Raw genomic sequence first — 21,670 nt, 5'->3', positions numbered from 1 at the left:
ACCGTTTGCCCCGGCAGTTAGCCAGAGCAAACGGTGCAACGTCGCACAAATGAGCAGCGAACCTGAAATGCTATTCGCGGCTCATCGGCATCAGATAGTAGGTCGCTTCAAGCTGCAAATCCGGCTGTTCCGAGTCGCCAGCCAGGTTGAACTCGATCGCCGTCGAAGGCAGTCCCAACCGCAAACGAGTCCCGGTTGTGATGCCAGCTTTGAGAATCGTCAGCGCCAAGGCAGCATCGATCAGCCAGCACTGGTCATGCAGATCGGCAGACATTGAGAGCGACTGGAGGCGTTGCGTCGATCGCCCGATCGCGTCATTCTCGCTGGCAAGATGAATACAGCGGGCTTGGGCATCAAAGCGCAATTCGATCGTCCGGCTTTTACCTGTGCCCAAAATTGGCAGTAGCCGCTCAATTTTGGCGATCAAATCGCGGCGCTCGACTAAAACTTCGTGGGGGTAGTCAAAGTTTGCCAAGACCGTTTGCACGTTCGGGTAGAGCGTCAAGTCCATGCAGATGCACGAGAGCTTGACTTCCAATTCATCGACAGTCAGCTTGAAGCAAACCTGATTGGTCGCGGCGGCATACTCCAAGCTCACCATTTGCTCAACGCCCATCTTGTCGATCAGCGACATTAGGTGCTGCACGACTTTGACTGGCAGCAACCAGGCGATCGAGTCAGCCTCAGCCGCCTTGCGCCGTTTGGAGGGATTCGCAGCGATCGTTGTGGTAGCGACCCGATGGCCGTCAGTCGCGTGACAGTTGAGCTGGTCTGCGTCAATTTGCCAGCGCACTGCGGTTAGAATCTTCTTCTGCTCATCGCTGCTGGCAGCAAAGGCTGTGCCCGTCAAAACGGCCTGCAAGCGTTTCGCAGCGACACGATGCGTGAACTTGGAGTCACCCAATGGCACAGTAGCAGGGAAATCTTCGGCGCTGAGGCCGCGCAGCAAGTAATCGCCGTCTTGAACATCGGTCAGCGTCAAATCCGTGTCTTGTGCGGCTAAGGAAATGTCACCTTTGGGGGCGCGATCGACCGTGTCGCGCAGCAGCTTGGCGGGAACGGTGATTGCTCCAGACGCTGCAATTGTGGCTGGCAGCGTGACTTCGATCGTAAACGCCATATCGGTTGTCGTAAGAACCAGCGTTTTGCCTGTGGTAACCAGCCGAACGTTGCTCAAAATTGGCTGAGTGGGTTTGCCTGCCACCGCCGCTAGCGCGATGTCGAGCGCTGTGCCGAGATATGAACTGGAGCAGTGCAACCGCAGCGCTGTATCAACCTCAATCGAAGCAGGTTCAGGGGTTGAGGCGGATTTTGACTTCGTAGATTGGCGCGATCGCTCTTCGATCGTTTGTTTCTGACGACGCTTAGATTTCGTCGTTGATGTCGATTCGGGTTCGGCGATCGGGGGAGAAGCAATTGTTGGCATGAATCAAGGGAGAATAACGGTGCGAGAAGGCTGCGATAGCAGCGATGGCTCAATTCGCAACGGGACGGCGTGAGTAGGCTCAATTCGCAACGGGACGGCGTGAGTAAACGACGAGAACGCGGCGCTGGGCACGGGAGGCAGCGACATAGTGGAGGCGGTTGTATTCTTTGAGGCGGCTCGATCGATCTTCGTTCGTATGGGCAAGCCGCTTGAGAATGTCGTTGGCATCAATGCCGACTTCAGCAAATGTCGAGCCTTGAGCGTTGTGAATCGTCAGGGCAAAGCACGGTCTGACCTGGGCAAAGGTTTCCAGGTGCTTGTAGTAAACATGCCACAGATACGGATTGCGCTTTGCCGCTGCTTGAAGACGAATTGTTTCGCGATCGAAGCGGTCTTGCTCCGACTCGTGCAGCACATAGATTTGCTTGCTGTCTCGATCGATTTCGATTTGTAAGCGCCACACCGAGTAGCCGCAGTAGTCGTCAAGCTCTACGCCTTGCACGACAATTTCAGTCGCGGTTGGCACGACGATGGTTTTCTTGTCTGCCCCAATAATCGGGTCGCGGGTAATCAGGCGCTCTCCCACGACAAATCGCGGCGCAGCAGTGCCATAATACGCCTGCCGCACAATTTGGTTGTAATAATCGACCTGGCGGTTCGTGAAACAAAGGATGCGAAAGCAATCTGGCGCTTGCTCGAACTGGCGGGCGATCGTGTGGCAGGCGTAATCGAGCAGCTTTGCTTGGCTAACTCGAAACACGCCTTGCCCCTGACGATGATGGGAGTACGGCTGAAACGGTGCTTGACTGCGCGTCACGCTGCGCCGACAGTCCGCAATATACTCGGCCAGTGGACTACCCTGATGCTGGCGCACCACCTGGGTTAGGGTTGCCGCCAGCGGTACGCGAAAGCTCGGCGATTTTGCTTCACCGACTGGATTGAGTTGAGCCGGATCGCCCATCAAAACGATCTTTGTGGGCAGCAGGGGCGAATCGAGCTTGGCAATTTCTGCCCACAGCGCCGTTCCGATCATCGAGCATTCATCAATCACAACTAGATGGTACAGTCGCGTCAAGGGCTGTCCGGTTGGCTCCAGTCGCTTTTCGCCACCGCTGCTTTTGAGCGATAGCCCCAAAAGCTGATGGATTGTCATGAAGTCAACGCCCTGTAGCTGCACCTGAGCCGCCATCTGGCGCAGCACGTTGACGGCTTTGTTTGTGGGAGCAGTCATGGCAATCCTCCAGCCGTGCTGTCGCAGATGCTGCATCAGCAAGCACAGCACGGTTGATTTGCCAGTTCCCGCAAAGCCTTTGAGCAGGAAAAGTTTGCGCTCTGGCATATTCAAGAACTGCTCGATCGCAGCCAAGGCCAAGTGCTGCTGAGTGCTGAAGGGAAAGGTGCGATCGAGTTGAAGAGCAGGCAAAGAAGGAGCGAAAGGTTTGAAAGTGGATGACATCGCTTGAGCAGAAAAACAATCACGCTCCCCCAGCGCGATAGCGACAGGGATGGTGTTATCTCTGGCAAAGCTCGGTTTTTGTAGCCGAAAGCTTTGTAGCAATCACAGCTTCAAACAACTCGCTTGTGAGCAGGTTATTATCTTGCTACGCGCAGCGTGAATGTGCGTAATACTCATATTCATGAATAGAAATAGGGTTGTTGATGAACTAAAACGCATCATTTATGCTGACTTAGTGCGTGTGGAGCCTCACTGTTTTACAGGCGTAGGAGCAGGAGCAGTCTTCACAGGAAGCTTTGATTGGCATTCGAGTGTTCACGCGCACTGGGCGCTTTTGTCGATGGCGCGTCTCACTCACGACGTGCCGCTTCAGCGTAAACTTTTGTCTCGCCTGACACCCGAAAACATTGAAGCAGAGCGAACATTTCTCAACGATGTAGAAAATCTTGGATTCGAGATGCCTTATGGCAGAGCTTGGTTGTTGCTCATGCTGGCTGAATTGTCTAAGTATGAGGAGAGTAACTACTTGCTCTTAGATTCTTTTCGAGAAGAACTTGAACAGCAACTCACTCTTTGGTTGGAGAAAAACAGTGCATCGGACAAAGTTATTTTGAACGGCGCTTATCAACCATGGCTTTTTATTTTTCTTTTGCTTCAATTGAGCCAGCCCAAACTTGAAACGCTCCACAGGCTTGAGGCGCTACGACCCCAAATCGAAAATGTCAGGGAAACTATCACCACCACACAAGCAGAAGAATCTGACTCCTTTTATCTCCCAGCGATTTTATTCTTGGTTGACCAAACGAAGGAACCAAGTGAGAAAATCTTTTCCTACTGCGATGATGCGACACCACAATTAAACCAAAACCTCAGCTTCAAAAATTGTCACCAGGCGGGAATAAATGTCGTTCGATTGTGGCCTTACGCTCTTGACAGTCCGAGCAAAGGTGGCAGCAGTAGATTTTTCAAGGGATTGGAGGGAATCTTATCACAGCCTGACCAATGGAGAGGTAGCTTTGAGCTTATCTCCCATTGGGTTCCGCAGTTTATCTGGCTGGGATTAATGCTTGAGCAAGGTGAATTGCTGGAAAATTATCGAAGTGAATCATCTGCTATTACGTAAGTAACAGGAATCAACTGCGACACTCTAACAGCAATATAACAACTGTGCTGCATCGGAACGCTTCAACAGGGTCGGTTGAATTGCAAAGGTTATATGCGTCTGGTGATCGCCGAACGTTGCGCTGACACCATGCGCTTTACTCGCAAAATACAGATGGCTACAAGCTGCTGGGCACGATCGCAGCGATCGGAATTTGGAAACCGCTCAGTCGAGTTTCAGTCTGGATGCCAATTTTCAGCAGCAGCGATCGCTCGGCGGGAGAAACTCGGCGGGAGATTGTCGCAGTGGAAACGATTCCGTCCGCTGCAACTTGCTCAATTTGAACAAACTGATCCTTAACCAAGCGGTATTGCTCTGGGCGGCAATAGTTGACGCTACTCAGCCGCGCTTCGATCTTTGGGTTTCCGGCTTCATAAGCAGCAACGGTGCGGTGGATGCCGTCGCTTACAATGAACCAGCTTATGCCGTGCAGTAGGTAAATTGACGCTTCAATGGAAGGGGGAATCTTGCCTTGAGCCAGCAGCGATCGACACTCATGCAGCCGATCGTGATCCCTTGATTCGACCAGAACTTGTTCAACCGGAATTGGACAAGTCAGCAGCGGACTGTAAGCGATCGCTTCATGACCTCGACAGAGGCAAGGCAGCACTTCAGCCGCCACAGCGCGATTTTGCTGTAGCCGCGAGACGATCGCAGCAAGCTGAGCCGGATCAGGCTGAGTGGGGGCAATCTGCCACTGCTGACAAAACGAGGCCATATTGTCGAGGCTAATACTGTTTGGCATTCTAGCGCCTCTTGAGTTTCAAGGCGGCTGATCAGTTGGTGGATCATCGCGATCGCCTTGCGGAGGCTTACCTCGGTACAAACTTCGCAAGCTGCCTCGCGATCGAAAGCGTAAGTAGCGATAGGGACCATACGGCCCATAGCGCTTGCCCTTTTTAGTGTTGTAGACCAGCTTGTCTTCAAAATAGCCGCCGCCATCACGACTCGATTTTCCCTTGTTCGCTGCGATCGCTCGCTGTTGTGCTTCGATCGCTCGTTCTTGCTCTAGCCGTTCCGCCCATAGATTGGCAAGCAGAGCATTCCCCAAGTCTTCCTGCTCAGCTTTCGATAGTTCGTCAAGCGCCAAGTTGAACAAGCGCTCAACCGCTCGGTTGACGTTTTGGGGGCGCTCATTCGGTTCATTGGAAGTACGTCGAGGCATTGGCGTAATGGTTAGGGCGCAAAAGAATCCTGTGTTCACGAATCGATTTGCACCCTAACCACTCAATTTGCGCTTACCCCTCAAAGGCTAGATAGGCAAGTGCTACGGTATGAATGCAAGCTTTTTCGCGTGTATCATACACTTTTTGCAAGTATATGGTACGACTCTAGATTGGTCACGCAGCACGATGGCACGATTTAACCGGGACGATCCGCGACTGGCGCTGACGTTTGACGATGCAACAGTGAAGGCGCAGCTCTACGACGATGCGATCGCTGCTGGCTATTGTCGAGGGCAGGTCGCTAATTTGCAGCGCTACTTCACCGCTTTGGCGCAGCGTGAACTCGTGGTGACGCGGCCACCGAGCAAAGAGCAGCAGCAGGCGATCGCTCATGCGCTCAAGGTGGCTCAGTCGATGCTGTCGCTTCTTGAGCTAAGGCAGCTACATGACCTGATGCAGTCGCAATCCGCAGTTTGGTTTGACCTAGCAGAGCCACTAGAAAGGCTGAACCAGTCGCTAGTGAGCTTTGAGAAGATTGCTACCCTCATTGGCGATCGCTGCCCGTTTCAACTGCAATGGGACAACCAGACCTACTGTTTTTACTACGCAGAACTGTTGCCACAAGGATTTGGAATTCAGGGCTGGTGTGACGTTGCCCAGCCCAATCTGCCTGCTTCGATCGCACACAATGTTCAGCTTCAGGTAGCCGATGCCTTACCGACTGCGATCGCCATTCAGAAAGGGAAGTCTCAAGCTTGGCGCAGCAACCTGGATGAAGGACGAGTCATCTTTGAAGTGGGTCAACGTAACGTTGATGGGACAACGGGTGAAGATTGGAGCTGGGACTATCGATCGCATCCGCTCGATGTTCAAACGCATTACCGTTCTCGGCAGCGAAATCGATACCTAGAGGTGGAGCGATCGGTGTATTTTCTCGACCAAATTTGGCCGATCTTGACTTTACCCAACACGGCAATCGTCGGCAGTGACGACATCGTCGAGTGGCTACAGCAGCGAGTGATACCGCAGCAGGTCGCCCAATATCGCTGCTCCTAGTGCAACCGCATCGAAACAATTGGTTGTGGCTGAGAGCGCAGCGTGGTGGGCGAAATTGGTTTATCTTCGCATCCTATAAGTTTGTCAAAGTGAATGACTCGATCTTTACAGCGATTGGAATGATTTGCGATCGCCCGTCTTTTTCAGAGGAAGGTGTGTATAATTCTGCGAGCAGGCTGCTAACTCGCTTAAACCACAAACGATCTAGCAACGCTGTCAGATCGTTTGTACTATACAAACAGACTACCTGAGTGAAATTTAAGCAAGACCTCAGCAAAATTCGATGGAGGACTATAATGTCTAACTTTATTCAAGCTACACAGGGAAAGCAACGCGCACCCATGAACCGCACTCTCAGCTTGGATGATCAAGATAGAGCCAGATTAGCTCCTCGACTTCTAAAAGATCTTGCTTCTGCTTCCCCTTTACCGATCGGCACAATCCAAGGCGATTGTCTTGAGGTTGCTAAGCTGCTCCCTCAACAGTTTGTAGATTTGCTCGTTCTTGATCCGCCCTACAATCTCAATAAGAGTTTCAACGGGCGCAAATTCTCAAGACGAACGGTTGATGATTACTCGACTTGGCTAGATGAGGTGATTTGCACACTTAAGCCTTTGTTAAAGCAAACGGCATCTATCTACATCTGCGGCGACTGGCTTTCCTCTGCCTCAATATTCACCGTTGCTTCGTCACACTTTTTTGTACAGAATCGAATCACCTGGGAGCGAGAAAAAGGGCGAGGAGCCAAATCGAACTGGAAAAACTCCAGTGAAGATATTTGGTTCTGCACAATGTCAGAAAATTACACCTTCAACGTTGACGCAGTTAAGCTGCGTCGAAAAGTGATTGCGCCTTATCGAAATGGAGACGGCACACCGAAAGATTGGCAGGCAACGGATGATGGTAACTTCCGAGATACTCATCCTTCTAACATCTGGACAGACATCACCATTCCATTTTGGTCAATGCCAGAGAACACGGATCATCCAACGCAGAAAAGCGAAAAGCTAATTGCAAAATTGGTTCTAGCAAGCACGAATTCTGGTGATTTTGTTCTCGATCCATTTCTTGGCAGTGGCACAACTTCAGTCGTTGCGAAGAAGCTTGGGAGGAAGTATTTGGGCATTGAGTTGGACGAAGAATATAGCTTGCTTGCGGAGCGAAGACTAGAGCTTGCAGAATCCGAGCCTGAAATCCAAGGCTTTTCAGACGGCGTCTTCTGGGAGCGCAATACGCTCTCCATTCAGCAAAAAGGAGCAGCCAGTCATGCCAAGCCCAGTCGAGAGCAGCTACATCTCCTCAATCTCTGAACTGATTGCATTCTTTGAACAGTATAAACAACAGCGCTCTAGCTTCTCGAAGGACGCTGTTGTTTCTGCAACGACAGAGAAATTTAATTTGAGAAAAAATAGATCTGTTTACTACAACGATCGCTTTGCAATTCGTTTCTCCGCAGCAAGCGGCTCTTCCTTTTCAAATACGATCGCGGGACTTTCAAGGCTAAGGCTTTACGATCAGCTTCCTTTTTTTGTTTGTGTTGTGAGACCTGAAGATATTGAATTACTTTTGGCAAATTCTACTTTTCTCAAAAAAATTAGCCATAGCTCTCAAAGACTACGATTTGATAATGTATGTGGTAGTTTTTTAGGTCACGATATTCTACGAAAATATGAAGGCATTGCAAATATTCCTCAGAATTTTGAGCAGTTATTTTTGATTCACCAAGAGTTCACCTGGGAAGAAAATCTAGCTAGATTAGTTGAAGCGACTAATAACATTGTGCCAACAGGAAGTCGCTACACACCAACGCCTCAAGAGAAAAGCAACATTCTCGCGTCTGCTGATCTAGCTCACATGCTCTCAAGCAATTCTGAGTACATCTCTCTCGGTACAACTCTGAACCAACTTGTAGAAGAAAATAAAACAGCAATTTTAGAGGCAGGTAGAATCAACAATGTTAATGTGCGTGGCAATCAAATTGAACAGATTGTTACCAACGCAGCAAACTTTCATGGAGTTGAAGATCTAAGTTATACTTTGAGCTTTGGATCAAGAGTATTAATTGACATTAAAACAAAAATTCTGACGCTTGCTTCTAGCCCAAAAGGTTACAACATCGACAAAGCTCTTAAAATCTTAGGAACTGGGAACACCGTGTTTTGCTTTTTCTTCATTGGGTTGAGTCTTGAAGGGCAAGCTGTTTCTACTCGTTTAATCTCCGCATTAGATTCTTCTGTCCTCAACTCAACTAGAATTCAGTTTCATTGGGCAGGAAGAAATTCTAGAGGCGTCACACAACTTACTGGAGATTTGTCGTTCATATTTTCACCTGACCATTACGAAAATATCAACGTTGAGCAAGCCAAGAATTTTCTTCAAGAGCTGATAGCCTACGAGTAAAGAGCAAAGAAGTACCAGCGATCGAATTTTGTGTTCGCAACTACTATCAGGCTTTCACAGAACGTCTGATAGTAGTTGCTTATGTCAGCCATTCGTGTTTCATCCGACTAATTTGGAGGGTAATGATAGATAAATTGTCCTCCAATCTTGTCAGCAGTGCTAACTGCTAAGAAGCAGAAGATCGTTCACAATGAACCAGACAGTCTCATTTCCTACCTATGGACGAATATTGATGTGACAAGCACTTTTGCCCTACCAGTCCCACCCTTCAAGCTGCTGAAAGCTTGCTGTCTTCAAACTTGTAGCCAATGCCAATGAGCGTCTGCACAAAGACGGGATTAGCCGAGTCTGCCTCAATTTTCTTCCGCAGGCGAGCAACGTGCGTATCCACCACGCGATCGTCGCCAAAGTAATCGTCACCCCACAGCTTCTCGATCAGTTGAGCGCGAGTCCAAACACGCCCTGGGTAGCTCATAAATGTTGCCATCAGCTCAAATTCTAAACTGGTGAGCGTAATTTCCTCGCGCTCCGAGTGCAGATGGCGGTAGAGGATGCGGCGATCGAGGTCGGCGGTGAAGTGCTGGGTGCGATAGCTAGCCGTTTTGCCGCCCTGCCTGAGCGATCGCCGCAGCAGCGTTTGAATGCGCGTCACCAGCATCTTGTAGCTACAGGGCTTCGCCACATAGTCATCCGCTCCGGTCGAGAGACCAATGAGCTGATCGACTTCTTCGCCCTTCGAGGTCAGCATCAAAATATACGGGTCTTTCACCTTCGGCATCTGACGAATGCGGGCACACACCTCTAGCCCATTGATTCCCGGCAGCATCAAATCCAGCACAATTAAATCCGGCTGCATCTGCTGGGCCAAGGTCAATGCCGTCACTCCGTCGCGACAGCGCTGGGTGTGATAGCTCTCGCGATCTAGATACAGTGCGATCGACTTGGCGATCTCGTCTTCGTCTTCAATGATCAAAATGTCGGGCATGACTAAGCAAAGTTCAAGAGAAAGCAGTTTTTCCATCCTACTCAAGATAGAGAGCGTTCTTCAAACTAATTTGAATGACATTAACAAGTTTTAACGGTTGACGATCGCGCCTTCTAGAATAGGTTAAGGGTGAACATTTTGTTTGAAGCGTCGTTGTGGCCGTCGAGCAGTGTGGTGAGAATGCGATTAACTTTACGAGCTTGGCTGTTTGTGACCTATGTAGCCGGAGCGATTTTTGGGGTCGGGCTACCGACTGCGATTGCCTACCAATATGGAGCTTGGGCGATCGCACAGGGTCTAAATTCAGCTCCTAGCCAGAATTCGGTATCAACCGATCAAATCGTCGAGCAGTTTCATCACATCAACAACCAGGGCACAGGGCTAGCACTCGTTTGCAGTCTTGCCGTCATTGTTGTCCTAGCGCTGTGGATGTCCCAATTGATCACCGAGCCTTTGTTACAGATAGAAGCAGCCATGCAGCAAATCGCAGCAGGCAACTTGCGAGTGCGAGTGAGTCCCAGTTTGCTGCCGGAAGTCGATCGATTGGTTACGCAGCTCAATTGCATGGTTTTGAGCTTGCAAGATGCGGATCAGCAAAAACGCCAGGTGATGGGAGAACTGGTGCATGAACTCAGTACACCAGTCGCGATTATGCAGGGCTATGTCGAACCGATCGAAGATGGTATCGAGCCGTACACGCCAGAAGTTGGACGAACGCTCAGCTATGAAGTCAATCGCCTGATGCGCCTGTTGAAGACAACACAACAGCTCACACGCATGGAAGCACCATTAGCACTTCATCTCCAAGAGGTCAAGCTGATTGATCTGCTGAGATTCATCGTCAAAACGCTACAGCCACATATTCCTGCTGAGAGGCTCACACTACGGCTAAATCTGTCCTGTCTTGATCCGCACCCCGACGCGATCGTGGTGCTAGCCGATGTGGATGGATTAGAGCAGGTATTTATCAACTTGATTCACAATGCGATCGCCTATACGCCGCAAGGACAAGTCACAATTCGCGTTTGCCAGCACCAGCAAGAAGTCTGGGTGGCAATCAGCGATACGGGCATCGGCATCGCTCCGGAGGATTTGCCCTTCGTGTTCGATCGCTTTTGGCGCTCCGAGCAGTCGCGGCGACTGCGGCGTCACGGCTCAGGCTTAGGATTGGTCGTAGTCAAGCGCATTGTCGAGCTGCATCAAGGACAAGTTGAAGTCGAAAGTGAACTTGGTGTCGGAACAACGTTTCGAGTGCAATTGCCGCTGCTGACTACCGCAGCCAGCGTTAACTGACGTTTGCCTCGCCCTAGGGATTGTCAAAATCTGAGCGATCGACTTGGTGGAATAGAGACGATAACCTGCTGGGTCATTTAACCTTCATACCCTCTTAGAAAGTTGGTTTTAGCCGCAGGATACTTCTGAAGGATTTGCTCCATTGTGCGATCGGACTGTTCTCGCTCAGGCAAAGACATCGAAGCGGAAGGCAGTGTACGTGCCTCTGCGGGCACAGTCGTTGCCATAATCATCTGCTCAAACCCTGCGGGCACATAGGTATTGAGGAGTCGTACCGTTTCAGAATCGATTTGAAAAGCATGTTTCGTGCCTCGTGGAATCGACACAAACGATCCGGCAGTTGCCTTAATTGGCTGATCTTCCACAAAGAAGGTTGCTTCGCCTTCCAGAATATAAAAAGTTTCATCTGCGGCCTCATGAATGTGAGGCGGTGCTGCTGGCCCTTGTGGGATCAATTCTTCGATACAGGAATACGCTCCACTGGTATCTTCGGCAGTTGCCAGCATGATCCAAAGAATGCCCATGCCCCAATATATGCGAGCTTCAGTATTGTTGACTTCAAAAGCTTGTGGTTTGTTTTGTACGCTCATTTTGACTCTTTTACTTAAGCTGACAATGACAGCGCGATCGCCGATTGATTTTCTCGATCGAGTTCGCCTTTTTGATGAGTTTGGTGTGAACCTTATTTTCTTTAGAAATTTTGGTCTTTGCCGCGATCGCTTGCGACCTTTACGAGATTGCCGTTCTGCAAATCGCCACCTCTATTTCTCTGACAGCAGCTACATTAGTCTTGGTTGTCGAGTTGTCTGTGAGATAAATCGAATAGGCAATGCGGACTGAGCTAAGACCAATAGCTCAGCTCTAGTGCGATCGCAATTCAATCATCAGTTGAGTTGCAACTAAATTTTGGAAATCACCTCGATCGCGCTCGTCCACTGCACATCAGGATACCGATTGTTATCAAGCGGTGTATTTTGAACGCTGAACATGCTGTGTAAATACTGTTTGCCTTGCCAGCTTGGATACAATTCTTTTTCTCCTTCAGGGTTAGCCGCCCGCTCCTCTTTAGTTGAAGCGGAAAAATCTTCTAGACTTCCCATCGGGACGAGTTTGAATTCTTGCTGTTTAACGTCTTTGCCAACAGAAACTAATTCGTTCGGACTAATTTGGAAGCTGGCAATCCGCAGAATCTTTGGAATTGAGGGATCGATCGCAGCAGCGGCAGTGTAATCGGCTGTGTTGTCCATCGTCGTAAAGTCTATCTTCCAGTCAGATTTGTCTCCCCAATAACCAACGCTATAATTTTTCACACTATAAAGCGGCGTACCGTAGCTCAAAATATCGGCAAAAGCTCCATTTAAGATCGAAGTGGCAGCGATCGGCGATTGATCCAGATATTGATGGAATTCTTTTCTCAAATCGAAGTTTCTGTTTTCACCTTCAGGCAGTTTGGTAAAGTCAGAAGAATAGTCTGAGGGAATAAAGCGTGGGACATTGGCTGCGATCGCGGCATCAAGCAGTTTGGTTTGCGAATCAACGATGACATCGTGTAGTCCTGCCAAAGCTGAAACCACGCATGATGCACCTTGACAAGCTTGTTTAAGCTCCTCGGCATTCGACAGATCAACTGTAATGACCTTCGCGCCGAGTTCCGTCAGGTATTCGACTTTTTCCGGTTTGCTACCTTTACGGACGATCGCCCGAACTTCTGCCCCTCTTGCGATTAGTGCTTTGATGATGCGTTCGCCAAGATTACCTGTTCCGCCTGCGACTAAAACTGTTGGTTTCATAATGTTCTGCTTATTTAAGCTTTGTATTGGATGAACGATTGTGGCTTGAGAAATCTGCTTTTTTAAGGGGATGCAACAGTAAATGTCGCCACCAAAAGATCAATCATCTTCGCCTATCTAGAGCTTAATCAATTTAAGGATGAGAATTTATCATGTTCTTGCTGTCTTGAATGTATTGCCTCGGAGTCACACGGACTAATCGCTTGAAGTGTGAACCGAAGTGGCTTTGACTCGCAAACCCAGTTTCAATCGCGACTTGCTCGATCGACCACTGCCTTCTGAGCAGCCGCTTTGCCCGCAAAATTCGGACTTGAATCTGATAGGCGTGCGGCGGCATTCCAAATATTTTGCGAAACGATCGATTGAGATGAAAGGAACTCAAGTTTGCGACCCGTGCTAACTGCTTCAATGAGATCTCTTGATCGTAATGATCTTCTAAATAGGCTCGAACGCGATCGACAGGCTGACGTTCTTCTCCTAGCTTGATCAAGCCAGGTGGATTCTCTGCACAGCGCAGAATTAATTGTGCTAAAAAATCCAGCATTAATGCTTGTTGTTCAAGCTGAGAAATGGGTTGCTCTAAGGCTTGATGAACTTGAATAATTTGTGTATTCAAGGCAGAGTTGTGGACTAGCGGCAGCGGAAAAAATGGAAGATCAATTTGGTGTCCTGCCACTTCGATCGCGACCTGTTGCAGTAAATCTGCACCAATTCGTAAGCCTCGAAATGTGCAGTCTTGAGTGCTTGAAGAATTAGCGTCATGTGCTTCTCCAGGTTGCGTCACCACCAAGATGTCCGATGGAACACTATGCGTTTCGCCCCGGTAGTTAAACTGCCAGCCGTCACCCTGCCGAATGCCAAGCTCTAGTTCTTCGTGAAAATGTCGGGGCAGTGAATAGTCTTTAGAAACACCATGTACCAGCTCGATCGATTGCAGATGCTGCGATCGCCAAACTCTAGTGTTGAATGAATTTGCTGTCATCATTTGAGGAAGCTGCTTGAAAGGACGTTTGAAAAGTCAGAATTGCCATAAATGATTGAGTCGTATTCGCAGTCATATATTCCTCACGTTCCCTGTTCAACAGCCGCTTCTCGCAGTCGCTCCACATCGCGAATCGGTGGCGCACCAAACAGCCGCTTGTATTCTCGGTTGAAGTGCGAGGCGTCGTCATAACCGACACGGTAAGCCGCAGTGGTTGCGTCCAGGTTTTCCCCCAGCATCAGCCGACGCGCTTCTTGGAGCCGCAGTTGCTTCTGGAACTGTAAGGGACTCATGGCCGTGACCGACTTGAAGTGATGGTGGAAGCCTGAGACGCTCATGCCAAGCTCACGTGCGATCGTTTCAATGCGAAGCGGCTGATTGAACTCTTTGCGAAGTCGATCGATCGCTCTCGCAATATGGTGAGTGTAGCCACCCAGAACGGCAATCTGACGCAGTCGATCTCCTTGCGCTCCGATCAGCAGTCGGTAAATGATTTCCCGCTTAATCAGCGGTGCGAGCACATGAGCTTCAGCAGGAGAATCGAGCAGCCGGACGAGCCGCACCACAGCATCCAGCAGATTGGCATCCAGCGGACTCACATCGATCGCTTTTACAGTGGCGCGACTGCGAGACGAAAAATGCCCCGCCTCCACCATGACTGAGCCAACCAGAGTAGGGTCGAGATCGAAGCGCAGGCTGAGGAACGGTTGCGCCGGGGACGCTTCCAGGATTTGGCTGGCGATCGGCAGTTCAACCGTTGCCAGCAGATAGTGCATCGGGTCGTACTGGTAGCGATCGCCCCCTAGAAGAACTTCTTTGCTGCCCTGAGCAATCACACAAAAAGCAGGGATAGAGACACTATGCAGGCATTCCGAAGGCGAGGAGAAGCGGTTAAAGTGCAGCCCTTTGAGCGGCTCGATTGTGCCATCTTGACCGATCGCCTGGGCAATGCATTCGATCAGTTCGTCTCGGTTGGCTTGCGCTCTGTCTGCCTCGCGCTTGGCCTGCGGGTCGTGGGTGAAATCTCGATCGAACATTTCACTGGGTTTTGCAGCATTCATCGATAAGTTTGCAGGATTGTACAACGATCCTAGACGATCGTTCTATGACTTGCCCGTAAAAGTCTCTAACATGAAACTAAAGCAGTGAGGAACGATACCAATTTTTTGCAAACTTTCTAGACTTTTATACAAGAAGTAAAGTCCGGTTAATTCAGCGAGCGTCTTGCCGACTGACAACCCACAATGACATCAAGGCTAACCCTAGTTCCTGAAAAATTCCTGTCCCGATCGATAGAGCAAGCGATCGCTGCCCAGCTTCTACAACGGGATGATCAAACCTCACTGGTATGAGTCAAGAAAATGGACATCAAACGAAGTGGCTCCCAGCCTTCTACCAAAGGATCGATCGACTATTTCACGGGCACGGTTCGCATTGACCCGTTATTCCAGGCGCATGATCCAGCCCGCAGCTCTGGCGCTCTGGTCACGTTTGAGCCAGGGGCGAGAACCGCATGGCACACTCACCCGTTGGGACAGACTCTGATCGTGACGGCGGGCTGTGGCCTGGTACAGCGTTGGGGTGGATCGATCGAGCCAATTCGACCGGGAGACGTGATTCAGTTTGCGCCCGGTGAAAAGCATTGGCACGGAGCCACACCGACGACAGCCATGACGCACATTGCCATTCAAGAAGCGATCGACGGCAAACCCGTAGATTGGCTGGAACAGGTCAGCGACGAGCAGTACGAAGGCCGATCTGAGTATTGACTCAAGCAGACAAGATGAAAATCAGCATAAAAACCAAAGGTAAGGAATGCAACTATGAATAAAGTTTGGTTCATTACAGGCGCTGGCAGCGGGATCGGCACCGGAATCGCCAAGGCAGCATTGAAAGCGGGTGATCGTGTTGTTGCAACTGGAAGAAACCTCGACAAAGTGCGAAGTGCCTTAAGCGATGTTGCTAGCGAGAATCTTGCCTTTGTCCAGTTGGACGTTGCCGACGAGAGACAGGCGAAAACGGCGATCGAAGCGGCAGTGAAACAGTTCGATCGCATTGACGTGTTGGTGAACAATGCGGGCTACAGCCTGCTGGGTAATTTTGAAGAGATGACTATGGCCGACATCGACAGCCAAATGTCTACAAACTTCTACGGCGTGGTGTACGTGATGCGCGCCGTGCTGCCGATCATGCGTCAGCAGCGATCGGGTCACATCATCAACCTCAGCTCGATGGCGGGCGTGATCGGGTTCAAGCACTGCGCCGCCTACGCCGCATCGAAGTTCGCGATCGAGGGACTTTCGCTGTCAGTCGCACCAGAGGTTGAGCGCTTCGGTATCAAGATCACGCTGGTTGAACCGGGCTTCTTCCGCACCGAACTGCTGGACGCGCAGAACGCCAAATGGTCTAGCCAGGCGATCGAAGATTATGCCGACGAAGCCAACGCCCAAGAGACGTGGTCAGTCTACAACGGCACGCAGCAGGGCGACCCAGCGAAGCTGGGCGAGGCTCTCGTCAAAATTGCAGCCCTGCCGAACCCGCCAAAGCAGTTCTATGCGGGCAGTGATGCTGTCGCATCGATCAAGCCAGCTCTAGAGTCCCGCCTGCAAGAGATCAAAGACCACGAGGCGCTTTCCAAGTCTACAGACGGAAATTTCTAGCACACTCATCATTTAGGAGCATCAATCCATGTACAACGCCAAAGCTTACTCTGCTGCCAGTGCGACCGCACCACTCGCGGCTGACTCGATCGAGCGGCGCGATTTAACCGAAACCGATGTTCAAATCGAAATCCTCTTCTGCGGCATCTGTCATTCTGACCTGCATATGGTGCGAGACGAGTGGGGCGGCGCGGTTTACCCGATCGTGCCCGGTCATGAAATCGTCGGTCGCGTCACACAAGTCGGTTCAGCAGTGACGAAGTTCAAGTTCGGCGATCAAGTCGGAGTGGGCTGCATGGTCGATTCGGATGGAACCTGTCGCCAGTGCAAAGAAGGGTTTGAGCAGTTCTGCCCGAACATGACCCTCACCTACAACTCCCCAGATAAGCACTTGGGCGGCGTCACCTATGGCGGCTACTCGGATAGCGTCGTTGTCGATCAGCGCTTTGTGCTGCGCGTTCCCCCGAATCTCGATCTGGCTGGCGTTGCACCGCTGTTGTGTGCAGGCATCACCACGTATTCGCCGCTGCGTCACTGGGGAGCCATCGAAGGTAAGAAGGTCGGCGTAGTTGGTCTTGGCGGTTTAGGGCACATGGGCGTGAAGTTAGCTCATGCAATGGGAGCGCACGTGGTTGTCTTCACTACGTCTGAGGGCAAGAAGGAAGACGCACTCCGCATTGGTGCTCACGAAGTCGTGGTTTCCCGCAATCCCGATGAGATGCAGCAGCACATGGGTAGTTTCGACTTCATTCTCGATACGGTTGCTGCCGATCACGACATCAACGCCTATCTCAATCTACTGGCTCGTGACGGGAATCTTACCCTGGTCGGCGCACCCCCGAAGCCGCTGGAGGTCGCGGCATTTAGCTTGATCATAGGGCGTCGATCGCTCTCTGGCTCAAACATTGGCGGCATTGCGGAAACGCAGGAGATGCTTGACTTTTGCGGCGAACACAACATCACCGCTGATGTCGAAGTCATTCCGATTCAGCAGGTGAACGAAGCCTACGATCGCCTCCTCAAATCTGATGTGAAGTACCGCTTTTCGATCGATATGGCCTCTCTCAAATCTGCATAACTGGGAGGACTCGAAGAACGATTCGTAGGAGAGGAAGTGTGAATACCGCCCGCTTAGAAGCGTTCAGTGATGGTGTCTTTGCGATCGCCATCACTCTGCTAGTCCTCGAAATCAAAGTGCCGCCACCCGACACAGTGCTTGGGGCGGAACTTCTCCAGCTCTGGCCGTCCTACCTTGCCTACGTGGTGAGCTTCCTGGTGATCGGCGCAATCTGGATCAACCATCACGCCATGTTCCACCACATCGTCCGCGTGGATGGAACGCTGCTGCTGCTGAACATCCTCAACCTGATGCTGATTGCATTTCTGCCGTTCCCCACTGCTGTCCTCGCTGAAGCGTTTCACCGGGGCGTGGACGAGTCGATCGCCGCTGCGTTCTACGGTGGCATCTTGACTGTCCTCGGTATCTTCGTCAATGTCATGTGGCGGTATGCGGCGCGTGACGGTCAATTGCTCAGTCCCCACATCACGGCAACCAAGATACAGAAACTCGATCGGCAGTTTCTGATTGGGCCAATTACTTACGCGATCGCCACTCTAATCGCGCTGGTCTTTCCCTGGCTGGCAGTGCTGCTCTTCATCGTCCTCAACCTCTTTTATCTGTGGCCTCGCTGGGGTCATAAGACCGCTCAATCCGGCATTGATGACCCTGAAATGAGCCGCGATCGCAGCGAAAACGACTAACAACGATGAGGTCGATTGACAGCAAATACGATCAATTCCACATCAACGGAAAAAACAAGAGAAATCATGCAGAAAGTTGTTCTAAACAACAAGTTGGAAATGCCCATTTTGGGATTTGGTGTCTTCCAGATGAGCGATCTGGAGGCGTGTGAAAGAAGCGTCTCGGACGCGATCGAAGTTGGCTACCGTCTGATTGATACGGCAGCGTCTTACGGCAACGAAGCAGCCGTTGGCAAAGCCATCCAAAAAAGTGGCGTGGCGCGGAACGAGATTTTCGTCACCACCAAACTCTGGGTTCAGGATGCGGGTTACGAAAGCACTAAGCAGGCTTTTCAACGATCGTTGGACAATCTGAGATTGGATTACCTCGACCTGTATCTGATCCACCAGCCCTACGGCGATGTTTACGGTGCGTGGCGGGCGATGCAAGAGTTGTATCAAGAGGGTCGCGTTAAAGCGATCGGTGTGAGCAACTTCTATCCCGATCGGCTCGTAGACTTCATCATCCACAACGAAGTGGTTCCGGCAGTCAACCAAATCGAAACCCACCCCTTCCACCAGCAGATCGAAACCCAGAAGTTTCTGAAGGAAAACAACGTCCAGATCGAAGCGTGGGGACCGTTCGCTGAAGGCAAAAACAACATCTTCCACAACGATGTTTTGCTGTCCATTGCCGGAAGACACGGCAAAAGCGTGGCTCAGGTCGTCCTGCGCTGGCTGACGCAACGCGGCGTGGTGGCGATTCCCAAGTCGGTTCGCAGGGAACGGATGGCCGAAAACTTCAACGTTTTTGACTTCGAGCTAAGCGCCGACGACATGAACGCAGTTGCGAGTTTGGATAGCAAGCAAAGCGCTTTCTTCGACCACCGTGATCCTGCGATGGTGAAATCGTTGGGCACCAGAAAAATCCATGACTGAGCCGATCTAAAACCAATCAAAGAGGAAAACAATGCAAAAACGCAAACTTGGCAACAGCAACTTAGAAGTCTCAGCGATTGGGCTGGGCTGTATGGGCATGAGCTTTTCCTATGGGCCGCCCAAAGACACGCAGGAAATGATCGCTCTGCTGCGGGCGGCGGTCGATCGCGGCATTACATTCTTTGACACCGCCGAAGTTTACGGCCCGTTTTTGAACGAAGAGTTGGTGGGCGAAGCGCTGGCTCCTTTTCGGGGGGAAGTCGCGATCGCGACTAAGTTCGGGTTCAAACCTGCTTCCAACGGCGAATCAAGATGGAGTGAATTGGACAGCCGACCCGAACACATCAAGCAGGCGGTAGAGGGTTCGTTGAAGCGCCTCAAGGTGGAGGCGATCGACCTGCTCTATCAGCACCGGGTTGATCCAAATGTGCCGATCGAAGACGTGGCAGGAGCAGTCAAGGATCTCATTGAGGCAGGGAAGGTGAAACACTTTGGACTTTCTGAAGCAGGCGTGCAAACGATCCGTCGCGCTCATGCAGTCCAGCCGATCACTGCCCTCCAGAGCGAATACTCGCTGTGGTGGAGAAAGCCTGAAGCGGAAGTCATCCCAACCCTGGAGGAACTTGGCATCGGCTTTGTCCCCTATAGCCCACTCGGTAAGGGCTTTCTCACAGGTGCGATCGACGAGACCACAACCTTCGACAGTTCCGACTTCCGTAGCACTCTACCTCGCTTCACACCGGAGGCGCTCAGGGTAAATCAGGCCTTGATTGATCTGCTTGGCAGTATTGCAGAACAAAAGCAAGCGACTCCAGCTCAGATTGCGATCGCTTGGCTGCTTGCCCAGAAGCCCTGGATTGTCCCGATCCCAGGCACGACCAAGCTGCATCGCTTAGACGAAAACATTGGAGCAGTCTCCGTCGAACTCACGCCCGATGATCTGCGCGACATTGGTCATGCTGCCTCTCAAATTACAGTGCAGGGCGATCGCTACCCCGAAAAGCTGGAGCAAATGACGGGTCGCTAAACGACACCTATCGTTCTGAAACACAAAGCTGAAAGGATAAAGCAATGACACAAGACAACGCAAAGATTGCGCTAGTGACCGGATCGAGCCGAGGACTGGGCAAAAATACTGCTCTGGCGTTAGCCAAAAAAGGGGTCGGTGTGATCGTGACCTATCGCAGCAATGAGGCGGAAGCAAACAGCGTTGTTGCTGCGATTACCGAAATGGGCAGTCAAGCCGTTACACTGCCACTCGATGTGTCAGATATTAAAAGCTTCGATCGCTTTGTTGAACAACTCAAGCAGTCACTCCAAACGACCTGGCAGACTGAGCAATTTGATTTTCTCATCAATAATGCGGGCATTGGGATTAATAAGCCGTTTGCCGAAACGACTGAGGAAGACTTTGATCAGTTGATGAATATTCAATTCAAGGGCGTTTTCTTCCTCACCCAGAAGCTCCTGCCCTTGATCAAAGACGGCGGACGGATTGTAAATCTCTCGTCGGGTCTGGCGCGATTTACGCTACCGGGCTACTCAGCGTATGCCAGCATGAAGGGCGCGATCGAGGTTTTGACTCGATACCTGGCGAAAGAGTTGGGACAGCGGCAAATCACAGCGAACGTGATTGCTCCAGGGGCGATCGCCACTGATTTTGGGGGTGGCGTGGTGCGAGACAATCCAGAAGTTAACAAGTTTATTGCGTCACAAACGGCTTTAGGTCGCGTGGGTGAGCCGGATGATATTGGCGGTGCGATCGCCGCTTTGCTATCAGACGACAATCGATGGGTAAACGCCCAAAGAATTGAAGTTTCTGGCGGTCAGTCGATTTGATTTGCACCAACGATAAATCGTTTTAGAATCAGAGGCAAACGATCCTCGATCTGTCCAATTTTCTTTCGTGCATTGCGCTAATCGCGGTCATTTAAGCCGTTCTAGCAAAGGTAAGAAAGCGTTGGCGAACACGGCTGCTTGAGTGCGATCGCGCACACTCAACTGCTTGAGAATATGCGTGATGTGATTTTTCACGGTTCGCTGTTCGTCCTGAGATGTAGAGCCTTTCCCCAATCTCTCGATTGCTTGCCCCGCGACAATCAGGCTCAAAACTTCGCGTTCGCGAGCGGTTAATCCTGTCAGTTCCGGCAGGAGACAAGCGGGTGACGGTTCTACTGTTTGGGTGAAGGCGATCCCTTCGGAGTTGCGCTATGCGCTAAGCGCCTTTTCGATCAGTCCTGGGTCAAGCTGCATGTAACCTTTTGGGCTGTTTGCAGTCGCACCTACTGGGCGGTTGGCTCATCCAAATTGAGAGCTTCAGCACTCAGCTTGTTTAGCTCTTTGATTTTGCTCGGTTCAATTCCGATTTGCCGTACAAAGTCCTTGAGGTCATCAGCGATCGCTCAGTCGTACAGCCTCAGCCACTTTCAGCTTTCCATGTCAACCTCGCGTTTCACGTTAAGACTGTGGTGAGGCAAAATAGGAAATTTTCGGCAATCTATAGGAAAATCTATGGCAAAAGCCGAATAAGCAAGCAAATTGCGGCAGTATTGAGAAGCAGCGATACGCTGCCTTTGGGCGCAAGCTGCATCTAGTCCAGCATTCGACCGAATGCT

General features: G+C 50.9%; 22 protein-coding genes. 12 read left to right on the top strand and 10 right to left on the bottom strand.

All coding sequences use genetic code 11. The annotated features are described in order from the left end of the window. Positions 1–70 precede the first annotated feature (70 nt). A complete protein-coding gene (gene dnaN / locus H6F67_RS26070) occupies positions 71–1,426 on the bottom strand; it encodes a DNA polymerase III subunit beta (protein ID WP_190769579.1) in 1,356 nt (451 codons plus the stop codon). Between the two features lie 79 nt (positions 1,427–1,505). Then, positions 1,506–2,882 carry an ATP-dependent RecD-like DNA helicase gene (locus tag H6F67_RS26065; RefSeq protein WP_190769578.1) on the bottom strand — a complete coding sequence of 459 codons (1,377 nt, stop codon included), beginning with the start codon at positions 2,880–2,882 and terminating at the stop codon, positions 1,506–1,508. A 181-nt stretch (positions 2,883–3,063) separates the two neighbouring features. On the opposite strand from H6F67_RS26065, the gene H6F67_RS26060 reads away from it, so the two are divergent. Then, the gene (locus H6F67_RS26060; protein WP_190769577.1) at positions 3,064–4,005 is read left to right on the top strand and encodes a DUF2891 family protein; all 942 of its coding nucleotides are present in this window, start codon (positions 3,064–3,066) and stop codon (positions 4,003–4,005) included. 157 nt (positions 4,006–4,162) lie between these two features. Here H6F67_RS26060 and H6F67_RS26055 read toward each other — a convergent pair whose 3' ends face one another. After that, positions 4,163–4,789, bottom strand: coding sequence for a hypothetical protein (locus tag H6F67_RS26055; RefSeq protein WP_190769576.1), 627 nt, complete (start codon positions 4,787–4,789; stop codon positions 4,163–4,165). Positions 4,790–4,807: 18 nt separating this feature from the next. Next, entirely contained in the window at positions 4,808–5,209 is a 402-nt protein-coding gene (locus tag H6F67_RS26050) for a hypothetical protein (RefSeq protein WP_190769575.1), read from the bottom strand. A 187-nt stretch (positions 5,210–5,396) separates the two neighbouring features. Here H6F67_RS26050 and H6F67_RS26045 point away from each other — a divergent pair, with 187 nt between their 5' ends. The 3 genes from H6F67_RS26045 to H6F67_RS26035 all read left to right on the top strand — a co-directional run bounded on the left by H6F67_RS26045 (position 5,397) and on the right by H6F67_RS26035 (position 8,666). Then, on the top strand, positions 5,397–6,266 hold the full coding sequence (locus tag H6F67_RS26045; protein WP_190769574.1) for a hypothetical protein: 870 nt from the start codon (positions 5,397–5,399) through the stop codon (positions 6,264–6,266). Between the two features lie 296 nt (positions 6,267–6,562). Next, entirely contained in the window at positions 6,563–7,576 is a 1,014-nt protein-coding gene (locus H6F67_RS26040) for a site-specific DNA-methyltransferase (RefSeq protein ID WP_199304648.1), read from the top strand. Then, a complete protein-coding gene (locus H6F67_RS26035) occupies positions 7,533–8,666 on the top strand; it encodes a hypothetical protein (protein WP_190769572.1) in 1,134 nt (377 codons plus the stop codon). Before H6F67_RS26040 ends, H6F67_RS26035 begins: the two co-directional genes overlap by 44 nt. Before the next feature lie 268 nt (positions 8,667–8,934). Here H6F67_RS26035 and H6F67_RS26030 read toward each other — a convergent pair whose 3' ends face one another. After that, entirely contained in the window at positions 8,935–9,687 is a 753-nt protein-coding gene (locus tag H6F67_RS26030; protein WP_242020806.1) for a response regulator transcription factor, read from the bottom strand. Between the two features lie 144 nt (positions 9,688–9,831). On the opposite strand from H6F67_RS26030, the gene H6F67_RS26025 reads away from it, so the two are divergent. Beyond that, positions 9,832–10,944, top strand: coding sequence for a cell wall metabolism sensor histidine kinase WalK (locus H6F67_RS26025; protein WP_190769570.1), 1,113 nt, complete (start codon positions 9,832–9,834; stop codon positions 10,942–10,944). Between the two features lie 77 nt (positions 10,945–11,021). Here the strand turns inward: H6F67_RS26025 and H6F67_RS26020 are convergent, their stop codons facing one another. The 4 genes from H6F67_RS26020 to H6F67_RS26005 form a co-directional block, all read right to left on the bottom strand. Next, on the bottom strand, positions 11,022–11,534 hold the full coding sequence (locus H6F67_RS26020) for a quercetin 2,3-dioxygenase (RefSeq protein ID WP_190769569.1): 513 nt from the start codon (positions 11,532–11,534) through the stop codon (positions 11,022–11,024). 309 nt (positions 11,535–11,843) lie between these two features. Next, positions 11,844–12,734, bottom strand: a complete 891-nt coding sequence (locus H6F67_RS26015; protein WP_190769568.1) for an NmrA family NAD(P)-binding protein — start codon at positions 12,732–12,734, stop codon at positions 11,844–11,846. A gap of 133 nt (positions 12,735–12,867) precedes the next feature. Next, positions 12,868–13,719, bottom strand: coding sequence for an AraC family transcriptional regulator (locus tag H6F67_RS26010; protein ID WP_199304647.1), 852 nt, complete (start codon positions 13,717–13,719; stop codon positions 12,868–12,870). A gap of 80 nt (positions 13,720–13,799) precedes the next feature. Continuing rightward, positions 13,800–14,777: an AraC family transcriptional regulator gene (locus H6F67_RS26005; RefSeq protein WP_190769567.1), complete on the bottom strand. Its 978-nt coding sequence runs from the start codon at positions 14,775–14,777 to the stop codon at positions 13,800–13,802. 300 nt (positions 14,778–15,077) lie between these two features. Here H6F67_RS26005 and H6F67_RS26000 point away from each other — a divergent pair, with 300 nt between their 5' ends. The 7 genes from H6F67_RS26000 (at position 15,078) to H6F67_RS25970 (ending at position 20,894) form a co-directional block, all read left to right on the top strand. Next, positions 15,078–15,485: a cupin domain-containing protein gene (locus tag H6F67_RS26000; RefSeq protein WP_190769566.1), complete on the top strand. Its 408-nt coding sequence runs from the start codon at positions 15,078–15,080 to the stop codon at positions 15,483–15,485. 54 nt (positions 15,486–15,539) lie between these two features. Next, entirely contained in the window at positions 15,540–16,376 is an 837-nt protein-coding gene (locus tag H6F67_RS25995) for an SDR family NAD(P)-dependent oxidoreductase (RefSeq protein WP_190769565.1), read from the top strand. A 28-nt stretch (positions 16,377–16,404) separates the two neighbouring features. Next, positions 16,405–17,454: an NAD(P)-dependent alcohol dehydrogenase gene (locus H6F67_RS25990; protein WP_190769564.1), complete on the top strand. Its 1,050-nt coding sequence runs from the start codon at positions 16,405–16,407 to the stop codon at positions 17,452–17,454. Between the two features lie 38 nt (positions 17,455–17,492). Further along, on the top strand, positions 17,493–18,137 hold the full coding sequence (locus H6F67_RS25985) for a TMEM175 family protein (RefSeq protein ID WP_190769563.1): 645 nt from the start codon (positions 17,493–17,495) through the stop codon (positions 18,135–18,137). A gap of 66 nt (positions 18,138–18,203) precedes the next feature. After that, positions 18,204–19,055, top strand: a complete 852-nt coding sequence (locus H6F67_RS25980; RefSeq protein ID WP_190769562.1) for an aldo/keto reductase — start codon at positions 18,204–18,206, stop codon at positions 19,053–19,055. A gap of 31 nt (positions 19,056–19,086) precedes the next feature. Then, positions 19,087–20,082 carry an aldo/keto reductase gene (locus tag H6F67_RS25975; RefSeq protein ID WP_190769561.1) on the top strand — a complete coding sequence of 332 codons (996 nt, stop codon included), beginning with the start codon at positions 19,087–19,089 and terminating at the stop codon, positions 20,080–20,082. Positions 20,083–20,126: 44 nt separating this feature from the next. Further along, the gene (locus tag H6F67_RS25970) at positions 20,127–20,894 is read left to right on the top strand and encodes an SDR family NAD(P)-dependent oxidoreductase (protein WP_190769560.1); all 768 of its coding nucleotides are present in this window, start codon (positions 20,127–20,129) and stop codon (positions 20,892–20,894) included. 87 nt (positions 20,895–20,981) lie between these two features. Here H6F67_RS25970 and H6F67_RS25965 read toward each other — a convergent pair whose 3' ends face one another. Next, positions 20,982–21,197, bottom strand: coding sequence for a helix-turn-helix transcriptional regulator (locus H6F67_RS25965; protein WP_277874633.1), 216 nt, complete (start codon positions 21,195–21,197; stop codon positions 20,982–20,984). Positions 21,198–21,670 lie beyond the last annotated feature (473 nt).

It is taken from the genome of Microcoleus sp. FACHB-1515, assembly GCF_014696105.1.
GTDB lineage: Bacteria > Cyanobacteriota > Cyanobacteriia > Elainellales > Elainellaceae > JAAUTJ01.
This window is presented reverse-complemented; position numbering and strand designations above follow the sequence as displayed.